Annotated in this window: 17 protein-coding genes; 11 read left to right on the top strand and 6 right to left on the bottom strand. The window is 54.2% G+C overall.

Annotation, left to right across the window (positions count from 1 at the left end):
• Positions 1 to 123 precede the first annotated feature (123 nt).
• The 3 genes from LN244_RS09065 to gloB all read right to left on the bottom strand — a co-directional run bounded on the left by LN244_RS09065 (position 124) and on the right by gloB (position 2,851).
• Entirely contained in the window at positions 124 to 375 is a 252-nt protein-coding gene (locus LN244_RS09065; RefSeq protein WP_239039480.1) for a hypothetical protein, read from the bottom strand.
• Between the two features lie 3 nt (positions 376 to 378).
• Positions 379 to 1,902 carry a lytic transglycosylase gene (locus LN244_RS09060; protein WP_239039479.1) on the bottom strand — a complete coding sequence of 508 codons (1,524 nt, stop codon included), beginning with the start codon at positions 1,900 to 1,902 and terminating at the stop codon, positions 379 to 381.
• 172 nt (positions 1,903 to 2,074) lie between these two features.
• Complete coding sequence (gene gloB, locus LN244_RS09055; protein WP_239039478.1) at positions 2,075 to 2,851, bottom strand: hydroxyacylglutathione hydrolase; 777 nt, start codon at positions 2,849 to 2,851, stop codon at positions 2,075 to 2,077.
• 110 nt (positions 2,852 to 2,961) lie between these two features.
• Here gloB and LN244_RS09050 point away from each other — a divergent pair, with 110 nt between their 5' ends.
• Genes LN244_RS09050 through nudC form a run of 4 tightly spaced genes read left to right on the top strand, consistent with a single transcriptional unit; the run spans position 2,962 to position 5,664 of the window.
• Positions 2,962 to 3,720: a class I SAM-dependent methyltransferase gene (locus LN244_RS09050; RefSeq protein WP_239039477.1), complete on the top strand. Its 759-nt coding sequence runs from the start codon at positions 2,962 to 2,964 to the stop codon at positions 3,718 to 3,720.
• 5 nt (positions 3,721 to 3,725) lie between these two features.
• Complete coding sequence (gene rnhA, locus LN244_RS09045) at positions 3,726 to 4,166, top strand: ribonuclease HI (protein WP_239039476.1); 441 nt, start codon at positions 3,726 to 3,728, stop codon at positions 4,164 to 4,166.
• A complete protein-coding gene (gene dnaQ / locus LN244_RS09040) occupies positions 4,163 to 4,891 on the top strand; it encodes a DNA polymerase III subunit epsilon (RefSeq protein WP_239039475.1) in 729 nt (242 codons plus the stop codon). Before rnhA ends, dnaQ begins: the two co-directional genes overlap by 4 nt.
• Complete coding sequence (gene nudC / locus LN244_RS09035) at positions 4,891 to 5,664, top strand: NAD(+) diphosphatase (protein ID WP_239039474.1); 774 nt, start codon at positions 4,891 to 4,893, stop codon at positions 5,662 to 5,664. The genes dnaQ and nudC overlap by 1 nt, the downstream gene beginning before the upstream one ends.
• Here the strand turns inward: nudC and LN244_RS09030 are convergent.
• Positions 5,654 to 5,977 (bottom strand): SCP2 sterol-binding domain-containing protein, encoded by a 324-nt coding sequence (locus LN244_RS09030; protein WP_239039473.1) that lies wholly within the window; start codon positions 5,975 to 5,977, stop codon positions 5,654 to 5,656. The genes nudC and LN244_RS09030 overlap by 11 nt on opposite strands.
• A 103-nt stretch (positions 5,978 to 6,080) precedes the next feature.
• Here LN244_RS09030 and sohB point away from each other — a divergent pair, with 103 nt between their 5' ends.
• From sohB to LN244_RS09005, 5 genes are read left to right on the top strand one after another with little or no spacing between them, the layout of a single operon-like run.
• Positions 6,081 to 7,145, top strand: a complete 1,065-nt coding sequence (gene sohB / locus LN244_RS09025) for a protease SohB (protein WP_275424673.1) — start codon at positions 6,081 to 6,083, stop codon at positions 7,143 to 7,145.
• Between the two features lie 54 nt (positions 7,146 to 7,199).
• Complete coding sequence (locus LN244_RS09020; protein ID WP_239039471.1) at positions 7,200 to 7,862, top strand: TetR/AcrR family transcriptional regulator; 663 nt, start codon at positions 7,200 to 7,202, stop codon at positions 7,860 to 7,862.
• Positions 7,862 to 8,344 (top strand): L,D-transpeptidase, encoded by a 483-nt coding sequence (locus LN244_RS09015; RefSeq protein WP_239039470.1) that lies wholly within the window; start codon positions 7,862 to 7,864, stop codon positions 8,342 to 8,344. Before LN244_RS09020 ends, LN244_RS09015 begins: the two co-directional genes overlap by 1 nt.
• Before the next feature lie 6 nt (positions 8,345 to 8,350).
• Entirely contained in the window at positions 8,351 to 9,361 is a 1,011-nt protein-coding gene (gene nagZ, locus LN244_RS09010; protein WP_239039469.1) for a beta-N-acetylhexosaminidase, read from the top strand.
• Entirely contained in the window at positions 9,361 to 10,503 is a 1,143-nt protein-coding gene (locus LN244_RS09005) for a mechanosensitive ion channel family protein (protein ID WP_239039468.1), read from the top strand. The genes nagZ and LN244_RS09005 overlap by 1 nt, the downstream gene beginning before the upstream one ends.
• Positions 10,504 to 10,589: 86 nt before the next feature.
• Here the strand turns inward: LN244_RS09005 and LN244_RS09000 are convergent, their stop codons facing one another.
• The gene (locus LN244_RS09000) at positions 10,590 to 11,246 is read right to left on the bottom strand and encodes a peptidoglycan binding protein CsiV (protein WP_239039467.1); all 657 of its coding nucleotides are present in this window, start codon (positions 11,244 to 11,246) and stop codon (positions 10,590 to 10,592) included.
• A gap of 3 nt (positions 11,247 to 11,249) precedes the next feature.
• The gene (gene mfd, locus LN244_RS08995; protein WP_239039466.1) at positions 11,250 to 14,699 is read right to left on the bottom strand and encodes a transcription-repair coupling factor; all 3,450 of its coding nucleotides are present in this window, start codon (positions 14,697 to 14,699) and stop codon (positions 11,250 to 11,252) included.
• A 171-nt stretch (positions 14,700 to 14,870) separates the two neighbouring features.
• On the opposite strand from mfd, the gene LN244_RS08990 reads away from it, so the two are divergent.
• Both LN244_RS08990 and LN244_RS08985 read left to right on the top strand, forming a co-directional pair.
• Complete coding sequence (locus LN244_RS08990; protein WP_239039465.1) at positions 14,871 to 16,313, top strand: glyceraldehyde-3-phosphate dehydrogenase; 1,443 nt, start codon at positions 14,871 to 14,873, stop codon at positions 16,311 to 16,313.
• 304 nt (positions 16,314 to 16,617) lie between these two features.
• Positions 16,618 to 17,958 carry a Na(+)-translocating NADH-quinone reductase subunit A gene (locus LN244_RS08985; protein WP_239039464.1) on the top strand — a complete coding sequence of 447 codons (1,341 nt, stop codon included), beginning with the start codon at positions 16,618 to 16,620 and terminating at the stop codon, positions 17,956 to 17,958.
• Positions 17,959 to 17,961 lie beyond the last annotated feature (3 nt).

Genomic DNA, 17,961 nt, shown 5'->3' with positions numbered 1-17,961 from the left:
CAGTCCAATGAGTAGTGTACTAACTGCAAGAAGGTAGCGGTGGGTAGTGACTGAGCAGGACACGGTTTTCCCCTTCAGGTCATGCGTTTGATTTTTATAATGTTTTCAAAAGCCTGTGACAGTTCAATCCTGTGCCGGTTCGCTGTCGCGGGCAAATTCTTGCAGCCGCTCATGTAATTCTGAACGTTTTACACCCTGGGTCAGCAGTTGCTGATGGTGCTCGTGAAGTCGGTCCTTTAAAGCCTGGCTACCACCGGCAAGCTGGTTAATCAGGTCCTGATCCATCCAGTGCCGGATTTTTCGGATCAGAACCCACTTGAAGGCCACTGCCAGAATGACAGACAAGACTATGATGAAGATACTCAGTGCGTCCATGATTCAGCGTGCATCCGCTATGTTGACGTAAATCGTCAGGGGTTGTCCCGGGCGCAACAGGTCGTCAGCATCCAGACGGTTCCAGCTCAAAATGTCAGTGACACTAACACCAAAGCGACTGGCGATCAGCGACAACGAATCCCCTTTGCGGATACGGTAGCCGACTTTTCGTGTCATGTCGCGTGATTGCATAGCAGGCATAGCAGGCATAGCAGGCATAGCAGGCATGGCAGGCATGGCAGGCAATTCGATCTCGGCCTGTTCCTGACGGACATTCAACACCAGAAGTTTCTGACCGGGGCGCAGGGTGTCGCCTGGTGCCATCTGGTTCCAGCCCGCAAGCTCTCGAACGCCGACGCCGTATTTGCGCGCAATACTCCAGAAACTCTCTCCTGAGCCTACCTCATGGTAGAGCTTGCGGCTGTGTCGTTGTTCAAGCTGCTGCATGCGAGCACGCTTGCGCTGGGACTCACTGAGTGCGTAATCGCTGGCTTCTCGTGCGGGTTTAGGCACAACCAGGCTTTGGCCGATGCGGATATTGCTGCCTTTGAGGTTGTTACCCTGACGGATGACCGCGACTGAACTGTTGAAGCGTTTGGCGATGGCGCCCAGGGTGTCGCCGGCCTTGACAGTATAATGATGCCAGCTTACGCGTTGCTGGGGTGGGAGTTTGGCAAGCCTGGTGCGTAGCATATCTGCCTTCTCAATGGGAACCAGGAGCTGATGGGGGCCCTCGGGGTCTGTTGCCCAGCGGTTGAAGCCTGGGTTGAGCCGGTACAGTGCCTTGAGCTCCATGTCTGCCATCTCGGCAACCTGGGCCAAATCAATCTGGCCACCGGTTTCGACAATATCAAAATGCGGTTTGTTCTCGATAGGGGTCAGGGTCAAGCCGAGTTTGTCAGCATCACGGACCAGTCTGGCCACTGCGAGCAATTTAGGGACATAGGCTTCTGTTTCGCGAGGCAGGTCCAGTGACCAGAAGTCGGTCGGCTTGCCTTGCTCTCGATTACGGCGGATTGCACGGTTCACGTTGCCGCCACCGGCATTGTAAGCGGCCAGAGCCAACAGCCAGTCACCATCAAAACGTTTATGCAATTGCTCGAGATAGGTCAGGGCTGCATCGGTCGAAGCCAGAATGTCGCGGCGGCCGTCGTACCACCAGTTCGACTTCAATCCAAAGTGCCGAGCTGTGCCAGGTATAAACTGCCAGGGGCCTGCGGCTTGGCCATGGGAATAGGCAAAAGGATCATAGGCACTTTCAACCACTGGAAGCAGCGCGATTTCAGCCGGCATGCCGCGTTTGAGCACTTCGTTGAGAATGAAGTGGTAGTAGGGCTGGGCACGTTCAGAAACCCGCTTAAGGTAGGATGGGTGGCGTTGATACCAGTTTAGCTGGGTCTGGATGCGCGGGTGATCCAGATCCAGCGGCAACTGCATGTTCTGACGTGTCAGGGTCCACAGACTGAGTTCAGTCAGCGGTTTCTCAGGTGCTGAAGTGCGGACCTGGGACTTCTGTTCTGATCGCACCTCAGGGGAGGCTGGTTTCGGGCTGTTGGGCTTTACGGATTGAGTTTGACAGCCGGCGAGTAGTATCCCCAGTGTCGCAGCCATAACGGCAGCAGGCACAAGTCGCATCGAATTTCAGTCCTGAAATAACCTTAAAAAACATGATTCTATGGACCCTGATAAGGTGGGTCAATCAGAACTGGTTTTTCCATTCTCGCAATGCCGCCAGCACCTCTACTTCCGAGTGAAGCGGGTTGCCACAGAAGTGCTCAGCTGCAGAAGCCACGCTTGGGTGGTCGGTGCGCATAAACGGGTTGATACGCTTTTCCTGTCCGATGGACGATGGCAGGGTTGGCTGGTTGTTCAGGCGCAGTTGGTGGCATGTCTGTCGTGCCTCCTGAATGTCTGTGTTGCCTGGCTCGACATGGGCGGCAAATGCCAGGTTGGCAAGCGAATATTCATGGGTGCAATAGACCTCTGTATCATCGCTGAGGGATGAGAAGTACTGCATGGCCGTCAGCATCTGCCTGGCAGTACCTTCGAACAGTCGTCCGCATCCGGCCAGGAACAGAGTGTCACCGCAGAACAATTGAGGTGTCGTGTTGGGCTGCAAAAAGCTGATATGGTCGCGAGTATGGGCGGGTACCTCATGGATGATCAGCTCATGGTCCAGTAGAACAATGCGATCACCCGTTTTCATGGGGTGGGTAATGCCATCAAAGGGAGAGTTGGCCGGACCATAGACAGCCACATCAAACTGCTCGCGAAGTAACTTGACCCCGCCTGTATGATCATTATGGTGGTGCGTGACCAGAATCCCCTTGAGGGTTCGGTGCTCCTTTGTCAGCCACTGTTGAACCGGTTCCGCGTCACCAGGGTCTACCACTACGACAGACTCGAGGTCGGCTTCGGTGGTCAGTGCCCAGATATAATTATCGTTGAAGGCAGGAATTGGAGTGACGATAAACATGATGCTTTCCTGTTGGTTGCAGCATTGGACGGGGGTGTTTCGAGTTCAGAGCCCTTTGAGGGTACTGTATACTGAAACGTTTTTACATTCAGGCCGGATGGGGACTTAGCATGAAGTTTACTGAGCAACTGCCTTATTCGCAGCTGATCCCCTTGCTCAGCCACTGGTTTGACAGCCCGCTTGGCCAGGAGCTATTGCAGCGTGAGCATGAATTTGCTGAGGAAGTGTTGCCAACACTCTTCGGCTATCATCTGCTCCAGGTTGGCTGGGATCATCGTCAGCGTCTTTTTACGGCCAGTCCCGTATCACGCAAGGTCATGCTGATTCCTCAGATGCAATTGGGTGCTGATGCGCGCACACTGATTGCCAATCCGACCGAGTTGCCTGTTGTATCCAATGAAATTGATGTGGTGATCCTGCATCATGCCCTCGATTATGCCGATAATCCGCATCAGGTTTTACGGGAGGCTGCGAGGGTTTTAAGGCCTGGGGGGTACTTGTTGAGTTTCAGTTTTAACCCGGCCAGCTATTGGGGGCTCTGTCGATTGGTCAGACGCAGGGTGCCTCCGCTTTCCGGAGGGCATCTTATCCGGCAGGGGCGCCTGCATGACTGGCTGGGCTTGCTGGAGATGACGGAGTTGAAAACGCGCAGTGCCTGCCATCATTTGCCACTGGAGAGTGAGTCCTGGCGGCGTAGGTTGGGGGCGTTTGAGTGTTTCAGTCGGCGCTTGCCCATCAACAGCGGTGCTGTCTTGATGGTGTTGGCCAGAAAGGATGTAGTGGGCATGACACCTTTAAAGCCAGAATGGAAACAGAAACGATTACTGGGCATGCCGGTGGCCGAGCCGAAGCCGACCGCCAGAGGATGATTGATTTGAAAGCTGTAGAAATATTCACCGACGGTGCCTGTAAGGGCAATCCCGGGCCCGGGGGCTGGGGGGCTTTGCTGCGATATGGCGAGCAGGAAAAAGAATTATTCGGTGGCGAGCCGGAAACAACAAATAATCGCATGGAGCTGCAGGCTGCTATCTCAGCGCTGGCCAGCCTTAAGCGTCCCTGTAAGGTAATACTGACAACTGACTCACAGTACTTGCGTCAGGGGATTATGAGTTGGCTGGCGGGATGGAAGCGGAATGGCTGGAAAACAGCTTCCAGGCAACCCGTCAAGAATCAGGATCTGTGGCAGGCGCTTGATGAGCAGGTGGTTCGGCATGAAATTGATTGGCGTTGGGTCAAGGGGCACAGTGGGCATCCTGAAAATGAACGCGCTGACCAGTTGGCTAATCGAGGTGTAGAGGAGTTCGGCAAGTCATGAGTGCTCGACAGATTATTCTTGATACCGAAACGACCGGTATTGACCCTGAAGCCGGTCATAACATCATCGAGATCGGTTGTGTCGAAATGGTGCGCCGCAAGTTAACGGGCAATACCTGGCACAAATACCTGAAGCCGGATCGTGAAGTGGAAGCCGAGGCGATTGAAGTTCATGGCATCACCAATGAGTTCCTCGCAGACAAGCCAAAATTTGCCGAGTTGGGAGCTGAGTTCATAGAGTTTGTGCGCGGGGCCGAGCTGATCATTCATAACGCGGCCTTCGATATCGGCTTTCTTGACACAGAGTTGGCTCGTAACGGATTTGCCGAGCGCATGGAGCAGATCTGCACGGTGACGGATACGCTGGCGCTGGCACGGAAGAAGTACCCGGGGCAGCGCAACAGTCTTGATGCCTTGTGTCGCCGCTACGGCATCGATAATTCGCACCGTGAACTGCACGGCGCACTGCTGGACTCCGAGATTCTGGCTGATGTGTATCTTGCTCTGACAGGGGGGCAGACCACGTTACAGCTTGGACAGTCCGGGCAGGGTGATGACTCGGGTGATGAGCCTATTCGCCGTGTAAACGCCGCCGGACTGACACTTCGAGTTCTGCGGGCGTCAGCGGAAGAGCTTGCCGAACATGACGCTTTTCTGGATCTGCTTGACAAAAAAAGTGATGGTGCCGTTTGGCGTCGTATGGAGACGGAAGGGCAAGAGGCATGATGTCGCCAGTACGAGCTGAGCGCTTTTACCTGTGTTATGCCGGTAAGCTGGTTTGGTTTGCCGAGAAGCTGGAGTTTGATGCTTCCGAACTCTCCTGCTTTGACATGGAGGTAGAGAGCTGCCTGCAACTTGAAAAGGGGTATGCGCTCAAAGTGCTCAGGGATTGTCCCGCTGGCATGACGACCGAGATGAGTCTGCGCAAGGCCCTGGCGCAAGCTGAGGATGAGAGTGAATACAGTCGTCTTGCGCGCGCGGCCCAGCTTGCCACCTGGTTTGATCAGCATCGATTCTGCGGTCGCTGCGGTGGGACTCTGGAAGCGCATGAACAAGATCTCGCGCGTGAGTGTCGTGCCTGTGGGCTGGTGCAGTATCCACGCATATCTCCCTGTGTCATCGTGCTGGTGCGCCGTGGTCAGCAGTGTCTGCTGGGTCGCTCAGGGCGTTTTCCACCGGGGCGTTTCAGCACCCTGGCCGGTTTTATCGAGGCAGGCGAAACTGCAGAAGCCGCTGTCAGGCGTGAGGTACGTGAAGAGGTGGGTGTCGAGGTGGATAACCTGGAGTTCTTTGCCAGCCAGTCCTGGCCTTTTCCCCATCAGTTGATGTTGGGTTTTTTTGCCGATTATGCTGGCGGAGAGTTGGTGCCGGACGGTGAGGAGATACTTGAGGCGGGCTGGTTTTCCAGGGATGATCTTCCGGATTTGCCGCCTCCATTCAGTATTTCACGGCGCTTGATTGACCGTTTTTTTGCTGAGCAGGAAGCACTTAGCGACTGAACAGCTTACCCAGACGGGTTGCCAGCATGACGTTGCCTTCGGCTCGCAATTGACCCTTGAGGTACGCGCTCATGCCGTCCTGTTCGCCGGTGATCACACGGATCAGTGTGCTCTCGTCCAGGTGCAGAACCAGGTTGGGGTCCTCATGCTCACCAAAGCTGCTTTGGCAGTTCTGGTCATCGATGCTGATGAAGAAAGGCTCGGCATCCGAGATGCGGAACTGGAAGACCGCATTCAGGCCTTTAGCCTGGTCGGGGTTGAACTTTTCCGGCAGCTTGTTAACGATGCGTTCAAGCGTCAGAGGCGAATTCATGGTTGCTCGGTCCTGATGTACATATAGGCATGATCTGTATCGGGTTTATGTTACAGTACCCCGGACTTTGAAGCGAATCCCTGTGCTCTAGCGGAGAGATAGATTGACAGCTTTTTTTGTAGAATATGGACTCTTTTTGGCCAAGCTGATCACCCTGATCCTGGGTGTGTTTTTGCTGGTTGGCGGGATCGGCGCCTTGGTTGAGCGTCGTCGTGAGCACCGCGAAGGGCACATTGAGGTAAAAAGCCTTAATGATCACCTTGAGGATATGAAAACCGATATTGAAGCGGTTGTGGTTGACGAGGCCCTGGCTCGACAGCATGAAAAGGCTCGTCGTAAGCAGGAAAAAGCCGATGCGAAGGCGCTGAAAAAAGCGTTGAAGCAAGGCAAAGAGCCCGAGAAACCGCGTAAGCGAGTCTTCGTTCTCAGTTTTGATGGTGATATTCACGCTTCTGCGGTGGAATCCTTGCGTGAGGAAGTGACGGCTGTTCTCACCATGGCAGACAAGGAAGATGAAGTGGTGGTTCGGCTCGAAAGCCCCGGCGGCCTCGTTCATGCCTACGGTTTGGCAAGCTCTCAACTGGAAAGGATCAAGAGCAAGGGAATCCGTCTGACAGTATGTGTCGACAGGGTTGCGGCCAGCGGGGGGTATATGATGGCGTGTATTGCCGATCATCTGGTTGCGGCGCCCTTTGCGTTGATTGGCTCTATTGGCGTCGTGGCTCAGTTGCCCAACTTTCATCGATTGCTGCAGAAGCATGATGTGGACTATGAGGTGCTGACGGCTGGAGAATACAAGCGCACGCTGACGGTTTTTGGTGAAAATACCGACAAGGGTCGAGAGAAGTTCATTGAGGAGCTGGAAGATACCCATGACCTGTTCAAAACATTTGTCGCGGAATACCGGCCTCAGCTGGATGTTGAAAAAGTTGCGACGGGTGAAGTCTGGTTTGGTCGCAGGGCATTGAATGAGCAGCTGATTGATGCCATCTCAACCAGTGATGACTATCTGTTTGAATTGTGTCAGGAACATGACGTTTACGAGCTGCATTACGAAGTCAAAATGGGCTTGCAGGAGCGGCTGGGGCAGCTGGCGGTTAAAACCACTGATGGCTTGCTGTTACGGTGGTGGCAGCGTGTCATGAACAGTCGCCTGTTGTCACGTTAACTCTTAGACTGAATGGCTGAGATGCCTAGGCCCGAGTGGGGAAGTACCAATAATATGTCTGCAGATAACACCTTCATGTGCCCGACTGCCGATACGTCAACACGCATCGTTCAGGCAGCGGAAAAGCTCTTTGCCGAGCAGGGGTTTAAGGAAACGACGATGCGCCAGATTACGGCACTGGCAGACGTGAACCTTGCAGCTGTGAACTATCACTTCGGTTCCAAGAAGGGATTGATCCACTCAGTGGCTGAGCAGTCACTGAGCCCTTTGTGTGATGCCATTGATGAGGGATTGGAAAAGCTCGGATCCAAATCCTCAGCCCCTGGCTTGAAAGATCTTCTCCAGGTTCTCGCAGTCGCTCTGGTGCGAGTCCATCATCGTACCGATTATTCATTGGCTGTATTGATGCGTTTGCTTGATCAGGCTTATCGGCCTTCCCAGCAGGATTTGCAGGAGTTTATCCGTCAGAAATACGGCAAACGCATTGCCGTTTTCCTGCACTATCTGCGTGAAAATACACGTGAGTTGAGTGAGCGAGAATTTTTCTGGCGACTGCATTTTCTGATGGGGTCCGTCATTTTTACCTTGTCAAACATGCATGCCCTGGTGGCGCTGGATCAGCCGAATGAGCGCGAGGAGATCGAAGTCGAGACGATTTTGTTGAGAATGATCCCGGTCATTTGTGCCGGTATGCAAGCACCAGAACAGGGGCATTGATGCCTGCACGGATCCAGATTTCAATTTCGCGTCAAACCCTTGAGCTGATAATCGCGGAGAACGTCAGTTTACGTTACCCGGTGTCAACTGCGCTGGCGGGAGTAGGTGAAAAAGAGGGGTCCGGGTGCACGCCTCGCGGAAAGCACTATATTCGTGCCTGTATCGGCAGTAATCAGCCCAAAGGCGCTGTTTTTGTTGGTCGGCGCCCGACTGGCGAAGTCTATAGTTCCGAGCTCTCGGAGCAATTCCCTGAAAGGGACTGGATACTGACGCGAATACTCTGGCTTTGCGGGCTGGAGAAAGGTTTCAATCGTGGCGGCAAGGTGGATACCCAGCGCCGCTACATCTACATTCATGGAACACCAGACACTGAGCCTATGGGCACACCGCGTTCTCACGGCTGTATTCGGATGCGCAACGCAGATTTGATCGAATTGTTTAGCCAGGTGCAACCAGGAACGCCCGTTCTGATTGAAGAGTGATCACGTATGACTACAGGTGTATTGATGCTGGACCTGGAGGGGCTGGCGCTCACTCCTGATGAGGCCAATGTTCTGCAATCTCCGGAAGTGGGCGGTTTGATTCTGTTCAGCCGTAACTTCGAAGACCCGGAGCAGCTTCGTTCGCTGATGCAGTCCATTCGCAGTTTGCGACCGGATCTGCTCGTGGCGGTTGATCAGGAAGGTGGGCGTGTGCAGCGCTTCAGGGAAGGATTTACCCGCTTGCCCCCCATGTCGGTCCTGGGCAAACGCTGGCTGGAAAACCCTCATCGAGCAATTGCGCAGGCGCATGAAATTGGTTGGCTGATGGCGACCGAGTTGCGGGAATACGACATCGATATCAGCTTCGCTCCCGTGTTGGATCTTGACTGGGGGCGCAGTAGTGTCATCGGTGACCGTTCATTTGGTCAAAGCACCGACGCCGTGATCGAGCTGGCCGGAGGTCTGATGGCCGGGATGCACGAGGCCGGCATGGCTGCGACCGGCAAGCATTTTCCCGGGCATGGCTGGGTTGAAGCTGACTCCCATCACGAACTTCCAGTGGATGAGCGCAGTTTTGATGAAATCGAGCAGCAGGACCTTCGCCCCTTCGATGCATTGATTCGTCGTGGTCTGGATGGCTTGATGCCGGCGCATGTGGTCTATCGTCAAGCCTGCTCCGCTCCGGCAGGTTTTTCGACCTTTTGGTTGCAGCAGATCCTTCGCCAGCGATTGCATTTTGATGGCGTCATTTTCAGTGATGATTTGAGCATGGAAGGAGCCAGTCTGGCCGGCAGTTATGCTGAGCGCTGTGATCGTGCTCTGGCTGCCGGCTGCGATATGGTGTTGGTCTGTAATCATCCCGATGGGGCTCAGGAGGTGCTGAAACATCTGCAGCAACACCCTGTGGCGGTCTCCCATCGCTTGGCCCGGATGCGTGCTCGACCCGCCCGTATCCCTGATCAGGAACGTCTGCAACAAAGCCGATTGCTGGCTGCAGAGCTCATAGAGGAGGTCTGATGCTGGAGCAGTTTCTCGAACCTTTGCTGACGCCACTGTTCAACCGGTGGCCCGGTTTGGTGGACTATTCCTGGCAAGTCGCGGCCACCGTTGTGGTGGCGCTGGTCTGGATATTGACTGTCGGTTTCAACTGGATTACGGGTCGACTGATCAAGCGGCTGAGCAAAAAGGCCCCGGTATGGGATGAATTGTTTTTGAAGTCCATTCGGACGCCGCTTCGGCTATTGATCTGGGTAATCGGACTTTCGCTGCTGCTTGAAATCTTTAGCCGTAATGGACTTCCGGTCAGCACCGAGTTCGGTGCCGGCCTGCGTCGTTTTGGTGCCATTCTGCTAGTTGCCTGGGGGGTGCTGCGCTTTATCACGACGGCAGAGACCTATTTCACGACACCGGTCAAAGGGCGTAGACAGGTGGATCGCACCACGGCCGATGCAGTAGCCAAACTGTTGCGCCTTGTTGTGGCGGTTCTGGCAGGTTTGACCCTGCTGCAGTCCGCAGGGGTAAGCATTTCGGGCATTCTGGCCTTTGGGGGGATCGGCGGTATTGCGGTCGGTTTTGCCGCCAAGGATCTGCTGGCCAACTTTTTCGGTGGCCTCATGGTTTATATGGACCGGCCTTTCAGAGTGGGCGACTGGATACGCTCACCTGACAAGGATATCGAAGGGACAGTTGAGCATATCGGCTGGCGCTTGACGCGTATTCGGACGTTCGATCAGCGGCCCCTATATGTTCCTAATGCGACCTTTGCCAATATCTCGGTTGAGAACCCCTCCCGCATGCGTAACCGCAGAATCTACGAGCATGTCGGTGTGCGCTATGATGATGCAGCGAAAGTGAAGCAGATTGTTGACGATGTGCGCAGCATGCTGCAGGCGCATCCTGAAATCGATACGCGGCAAACCCTGATTGTACACCTGAACCGTTTTGGTCCCTCATCTCTTGATTTTATGGTGTACACCTTCACCAAAACGACTCAGTGGGTCAAGTATCATCAGGTGAAAGAGGATGTGATGCTGAGGATTGCCGATATCATTTTCAGTCATGGTGCCGAGTTCGCATTCCCGACTCAGACGGTGCATCTCGAAGGGCTGGAAGGGCCCGAACCCGCACCTGCACTGGTGTCCTCCGTTTCCAGCCAGTAGGGCAGGGAACAGGTTCGTCGCTCGGGTGGTGTGATGTAAATGGCAAATGCGCGCGAGCAGGTTTGATCTGCCGCGCGCTTTTTTGATCAGGAATCGACCGGTCGAATGCGAAGCAACACGCCAAAGCGCGGGTGGTCGATGTAGTGCGTTTCATTGGATCGCATGCGTCGCGACTGCTCCATTCTCCAGCGCTGGGTCAGGTCCAGCGGCTCACCCACCGGTGTGAGGGTCTTAATCCCTGAATCACCCACATTAGAGCCAGATACGTCGGGTTGCTCCTGATTCAACATGGGGCTTGCTGTCAGTTCGAGCGTGGGTTGCGCATGTAGAAAGCGGTTCTTGTAAACGCGGATATTGCCATCCAGTTGCAGGTCGTCGAAGTCCACCTTGATACGGATGGAGCGGGCGCTGGACTTGCCTCCAACGGGTTGTAGCCATCCGCGATGGTAGAGCAGTTTGTAATTGCCGCTTCGAGAAAGAGCAGCCGCCTGTCCGCCCAGTACCAGATCGTTTTGTGGCAGCTCCTCAAAGCTGCTCAGGGGGTAGCCATCCCAGGGTTGTGGAAACAGGCTGGCACTCAAGTCCAGCGGTGGCAGCTGTGGCCAATATTCCTGCTCGACGCTATTGGGGTTTTCATGGCTGAACACCACGACTTCCACCTTGAACAGGTCTGCAGCAAAAGCAGTGGCAGGCAGAGAGGTGAGCGCCGCCAGTGCCAGCGAGCGGGGCAAAAGGAAGGCCATGAGTTACGAATTCTCCTTGGGTGACAGTTGGGTCAGCAGGCGCTCGACCGCTTCAAAACGGGATGCGACTTTCTCCATTGGCTGAGTAAAACGCAATATGTTGCCTCCGTCCAGACGGAAGCGGTCCGGCTGGCGCTGAATCATGGTGATCAATGTCATGGGGTCTACGTTTGGTTCGGCTTCAAACTCGATGCGCCCGGATTTGTCACCGGCATCCAGTTTTACGATGCCAAGTGTTTCGGCACGCAGTTTGATGTGCGTGAGTCGAAGCAGGTTTTTAGTCGGCTCGGGCAGCAGGCCAAAACGATCAATCATTTCAACTTGAAGCTCGTCGAGCGCAGAGTCGTTTTCAGCGTTGGCTATGCGCTTATAGAGGATCAGCCGATTGTGCACATCCGGGATGTAGTCTTCAGGGATCAGTGCGGGCAGGTTGAGATTGATCTCGCAGCCATGATGCAGGGGCTTGTCCAGGTCTGGCGTTTTGCCTTCCTGGATGGACTTGATCGCCTGGTCCAGCATTTCCATGTAAAGACTGAAACCAACGCTTTGCATCTGACCGCTTTGTTCTTCACCAAGCAGTTCGCCGGCGCCGCGAATTTCGAGGTCGTGTGTGGCGAGTGTAAAGCCGGCACCAAGGGTGCTGGACTGACCAATGGCCTCCAGGCGTTTGAGTGCATCCTGTGTCATGGCTTTTGGCGGCGGTGTCAGTAAGTAGGCGTAGGCCTGGTGGTGTGAGCGGCCAACACGTCCGCGTAGCTGGTGCAGCTGAGCGAGGCCGAACTTATCTGCACGGTCAATAATGATGGTGTTGGCGCTGGGGACATCAATGCCGGTTTCAATAATGGTCGTGCAGACCAGAACATTAAAGCGCTTGTGATAAAAGTCACTCATCACTTGCTCAAGTTCGCGTTCACGCATTTGTCCGTGGCCGATGGCGACGCGGGCCTCTGGTACCAGATCACTGATCTCAGCGGCAACCTTGTCAATGGTCTTGACCTCATTGTGCAGGTAATAAACCTGACCGCCACGAAGAAGCTCACGCAGTATGGCTTCCTTGATCATCGGCCTTTCGCTTTGGCGGACAAAGGTTTTGATCGACAGCCGTCGCGCCGGTGGCGTGGCGATAATTGACAGATCTCGAATCCCCGACATGGCCATGTTGAGTGTACGGGGAATTGGCGTGGCGGTCAGGGTCAAGATATCGACTTCTGAGCGAAGTGACTTGAGTCGTTCTTTTTGCTGAACACCAAACCGGTGTTCTTCATCGATGATAAGCAGGCCCAGGTCGCTGAAACGAATATCACCCTGCAGCAGTTTGTGGGTGCCGATCAGTATATCCACCTTGCCTTCGCCCAGTGCCTCTATGGTGGACTGTTGCTGCTTGGCGCTCTTGAAGCGTGAGATCAACTCAACCTCAACAGGCCAGTCTGCGAAGCGGTCACGAAAGTTTTCAAAATGCTGCTGCGCCAGAAGGGTCGTGGGAACCAGAACGGCAACCTGTTTGCCACTCTGAATCGCGATGAAAGCTGCGCGCATGGCAACTTCGGTTTTGCCGAAGCCGACATCACCACAGACCAGTCGATCCATTGGGGAAGGTGCTCGCATGTCATTGACCACCGCATTGATGGCGTTGGCCTGATCAGGCGTTTCTTCAAATGGAAAGCTGGCGGAGAATCGAAGATATTCCTCTTCGGTACAATCGAAACTGAAGCCCTTGCGAGCCGCGCGACGGGCGTAGATATCCAGCAATTCGGCAGCGGAGTCGCGCACTTTTTCAGCCGCTTTGCGTCTGGCCTTGTTCCATTGTTCGGTACCAAGCTTGTGCAGGGGAGCGGATTCGTCGCTGGCCCCGGAATAGCGACCAATCAGGTGCAGTGATGAAACCGGGACGTACAGTTTGGCCTGGTCTGCATACTCCAGAACCAGAAATTCTGCAGCCTGATTGTCAACGTTGATGGTCTGTAGCCCCAGATAGCGGCCGACACCGTGATCGATATGAACAACAGGTGCGCCAATGCTCAGCTCGGAAAGATGCCGAATCGCCTGGTCGGCATCAATCTGCTCTTTCTCGCGCCGGCGACGCTGGAAGATCTGTCGGCCGAACAGCTGGCTTTCGGTAACAATGCGCAGCTCTCCATCGATCGTCAGGCCCAGCTCAAGTGGGAAGGTGGTGATGGCAAGAGAAGGGCGCTCGGTAACGAAATTGTCCCAGTCGGTGCACTCGGTGAGCTTGAGTCCGGCCTTGCGGGCGTGTTCAATCAATGCTTCCCTGCGACCGGCTGATTCAGCACAAATCAGTGTTGGCAGAGGATGTTCCTTGATGGCCCCTTGAAGTCCTGCCAGAGGAGACTGACTATCGTTGCTGCCAAGTTCTGCTGGCGCAAGGCAGGGCAGATTGTTTCGTCCGGGTTTCAGCTCCTCTGGGTCTTGGCTGAGGCGCATGACCGGATGGTTTTTCAACTGAGTAAACAGTTCCTCTGTCGACAGGAAAAGTTCATCAGGGCTAAGTACGGGGCGCTGAAGGTCCCCGCTGCGCTCATCGTACCGTGAGCGGGCATCTTTGCAGAATTGATCTGCAGCGGTTTTCAATGCCTGTTCATGGAGTACCAGAGTGCTGTCCGGCAGGTAGTCAAACAGGGTTGCAGTATCATCGAAAAACAAGGGGGCGTAGTACTCGACGCCCGGTGGTGTCAGGCCGCTGGAAACGTCTTGGTAGATTGGGCAGCGGGTATGATCGACATCAAAACGTTCACGCCAGCGCTGTTTGAAACGTGTAATGGCGTTCTGATCAAACGGAAATTCCCTGGCGGGCAGCAGGCGGATGCGCTCAACCTTGTCGATTGATCGTTGCGTTTCCGGATCAAAGGTTCGAATGGTGTCGATTTCGTCATCAAACAAGTCAATGCGTAGAGGCTGATCGGCTCCCATTGGGAAGAGATCAATGATGGCCCCGCGTATGGCAAATTCACCGTGCTCGTATACTGTGTCGACTGCGTGATAGCCAGCATCGGTAAAGCGTTGACGCAGAGCGATACTGTCGAGCCGTTGTCCTGTTTCAAGGAATAGTGCATTAGCACTGACGAAACTCACTGGCGGCAGTCTGTGCATCAGGGTAGAAGCAGGAACAACCAGTACACCACGCTGTTGGTCTGGCAGTTGATGTAAGGTTTGAATGCGGCTGGAAATAATGTCCTGGTGAGGGGAGAAGCTGTCGTAAGGCAGTGTTTCCCAGTCAGGCAGCAGTGTGGCGGGAAAGCGGTCGCCACAAAAAAAGCGAACCTCTTGCATGAGACGTTCGGCGCTTTCCATATCCTGGCTGATCAGCAGAATCATCCCGGTATGCTGTCGACTGATCTGTTCGATCAATAGTCCAGTCGAACTGCCGATAACCTGTCCAAGTCGCTTTTGATCACCCGGGCCTTTGGGGGTAGGGATGCTGAATACCGCAGACAACTCTGACTCCTTGATCCTGCAAAAAAGTAAAGTTTACCTGTTGAAGCGGTTGCGCGCAGCCGTTGTAAACAGATAGGGACCAAAGTCTACGATCATGGGTTTGCTCCGGATCGCCGAAAAGAGGATAATGCGCGCACCCAAATTGAGCGATGACAATTTCGGAGTTACCCCGTGAGCCAAGAACTGATTTTTGCAGACTGGAAAGCCCGCGAAGCGATTGCTGAAGCAATGGTCCCTCTGGTTGGCCGTCTGTACCGTGACCGTAATATTGAAATTTCTGTTTACGGTCGTCTGATCGTCAAGCGGTCTGTGATTGACATTCTGAAAGCACACCGTTTCGTGCGCCAGGTTGAAGGTGAAGAGATCTCTGTTGTAGATACTTTTCCCGTCCTGGAAGCAGTTGCTGAAATGGATGTAACCAATGCGCACATCGATATTGGCAAGCTGGCGGTAAAATTCCGCGCTGAAAGCAACGGCCGTACTCTGCAGGCGTTCCTGCAGGACGAGCTGGCAGGTGCTTCAACCGAGCCTGCTGAAGCTCACGAAAGCACTGATGTGGTCCTGTATGGCTTTGGTCGTATCGGTCGCCTTCTGGCGCGTCTGATGCTGGATCGTGCCGGTAGCGGTCACTCACTGCGTCTGCGTGCAATCGTAGTGCGCAAGGGTAAGGCGGAGAACGATCTGGAGAAGCGTGCGAGCCTGCTGCGTCGTGACTCCGTTCATGGTTCCTTCAAAGGCACCATCCAGGTTGACGAAGAAAACAACGCAATCATCGCCAATGGCAATTATATCCAGGTGATCTTTGCTGATGGTCCGGATCAGGTTGATTACACCCAATACGGCATCAAGAACGCACTGGTAATCGACAATACCGGTATCTGGCGTGACGAAGCGGGCCTGTCCCTGCATCTGAAGTCCAAGGGTGTTGCTCGTGCGCTGTTGACTGCGCCTGGTAAAGGCGTCAAGAACATCGTTATGGGTGTGAATCATAACGATATCTCTGACGATGATCGTGTGCTGTCTGCTGCTTCCTGCACCACCAACGCGATCGTGCCGGTACTGAAGGCTGTTAACGATCAGTTCGGCGTGGTGAATGGTCACGTTGAGACTGTGCATTCTTACACGAACGACCAGAACCTGATCGACAACTATCACAAGGGTGATCGTCGAGGTCGTGCAGCTGCGCTGAACATGGTTCTGACCGAAACCGGTGCTGCCAAGGCTGTTGCCAAGGCGTTGCCGGAGCTGGAAGGCAAGTTGACCGGTAACGCTATCCGTGTTCCGACACCGAACGTTTCCATGGCAATCCTGAACCTGAACCTGGGTAAGGAAACCACCAAGGACGAGCTGAACAACTATCTGCGTGATGCGGCTGTTCACTCTGACCTGCAGAAGCAGATTGATTACAGCAACTCTCCAGAGGCTGTTTCTTCTGACTTTGTCGGCTCTCGTGCCGCAGGTGTTGTAGATGCTTTGGCGACCATCGTCGATGGCAACCGCTGTGTCCTGTACGTATGGTACGACAACGAGTTCGGTTACAGCTGTCAGGTTATTCGCATGGCTCAGCATCTGGCGAAATGCACGCTGGATGCATTTCCTAAAGCCAAGCATTAATTATCGAAGCAACATGAAAAGGCCGCTATTTAGCGGCCTTTTTTGTGTTCGCAAGGCAATGGTTAAAAAGGTTATAAGCATATTCATATAAATTCTATTTCAGTTAATACAAACTATTAGCCATTCGCCTAAGTAAAACAGTGGTTTGTAGCAAAACGACAACCGACTCGGTTATACTTGCAGGGATTTTTTGGTGGGAAATCTTTCAGTTGGTCTGCAGCAGCGGGGCACGTTATGTGTGCTGCGTGGCTTCGCATGAGCAGCGGAAAGCCTCCTGAATTTTTTTGAAAGTTGGGTGAGACGAATGATCAAGATCAATAAGGGTCTGGATCTACCGATCGCAGGTGCGCCTGAACAGACCATCCAGGATGGTCCCAAGGTTCGCACTGTGGCCCTGCTTGGCCAGGATTACATCGGCATGAAGCCGACAATGATGGTCAAAGAGGGAGACCGGGTAAAACTCGGTCAGGTGATCTTTACCGATAAAAAAACAGAAGGGGTTCAGTATACGGCTCCGGGCGCTGGTACTGTACGTGCCATCAACCGTGGTGAACGTCGTGTCCTGCAATCCGTGGTCATTGAACTGGATGATCAGGAAGAGTCTGTCGAGTTCGCCAGCTACCCGGCGACCGAGTTGGGCAAGTTGACCCGTGAGCAGATTGAAGAGAATCTGCTGGCTTCGGGTTTGTGGACAGCGTTCCGTACACGCCCATTCAGCCGTGTGCCCCAGGTCGGTACTACTCCCAGCTCTATCTTCGTTACAGCAATCGACAGCAACCCGCTGGCAGCTAATCCCGAGCTGATCATCAATGAGCAGGCAGAAGCTTTCACGAACGGTCTGACGTTGCTGACCCGCATGGGCAGCAAGCAGGTGTTCCTGTGCAAGGCTGGCGGTGCCAACGTTCCTTCCGTGGACGGCGTTCGTGTTGAAGAGTTTGCCGGTAAGCACCCTGCAGGTAATGCAGGTACTCACATCCATTTCCTGGATCCGGTATCCGCTGAAAAGACCGTTTGGGCGATCGGCTATCAGGACGTGATTGCAATCGGCAAGCTGTTCGTTGAAGGTCGACTGCCGACTGACCGTGTTGTCGCTCTGGCTGGTCCACAGGTTGAAAAACCACGTCTGCTGCGCACTCGTCTGGGTGCTTCTACAGAAGAGCTTTGTTCGGGTAGCCTGAAAGCCGGCAAGAATCGTGTCATCAGCGGTTCTGTATGGAATGGTCGTGCTGCTAACGGTCCCTATGCTTTCCTGGGTCGTTATGCCAACCAGGTAAGTGTGCTTCTGGAAGGTGATAGCCGTGATTTCATGGGCTGGATTGCACCGGGCAGCGACAAGTTCTCAGTGCTGAACATGTTTGCGTCCATTTTTACGCCCGGCAAGAAGTTCGATTTCACCACAACCACGAACGGATCCGAGCGGGCGATGATTCCCGTAGGTCAGTTCGAAGCGTTGATGCCGCTGGATATCCTGCCGACACAGTTGCTGCGTGCACTGGTGACCGGCGATATCGTGACCGCGATGCAGCTCGGCTGTCTTGAGCTGGATGAAGAGGACCTGGCCCTTTGCACGTTCGCGTGCCCGGGCAAATACGAGTACGGTCCGATTCTTCGCGACAACCTGACGCGCATCGAGAAAGAGGCGTAAGAG

Source organism: Marinobacterium sediminicola, assembly GCF_022343685.1.
In the GTDB taxonomy this organism is placed as follows: domain Bacteria; phylum Pseudomonadota; class Gammaproteobacteria; order Pseudomonadales; family Balneatricaceae; genus Marinobacterium; species Marinobacterium sediminicola.
This window is presented reverse-complemented; position numbering and strand designations above follow the sequence as displayed.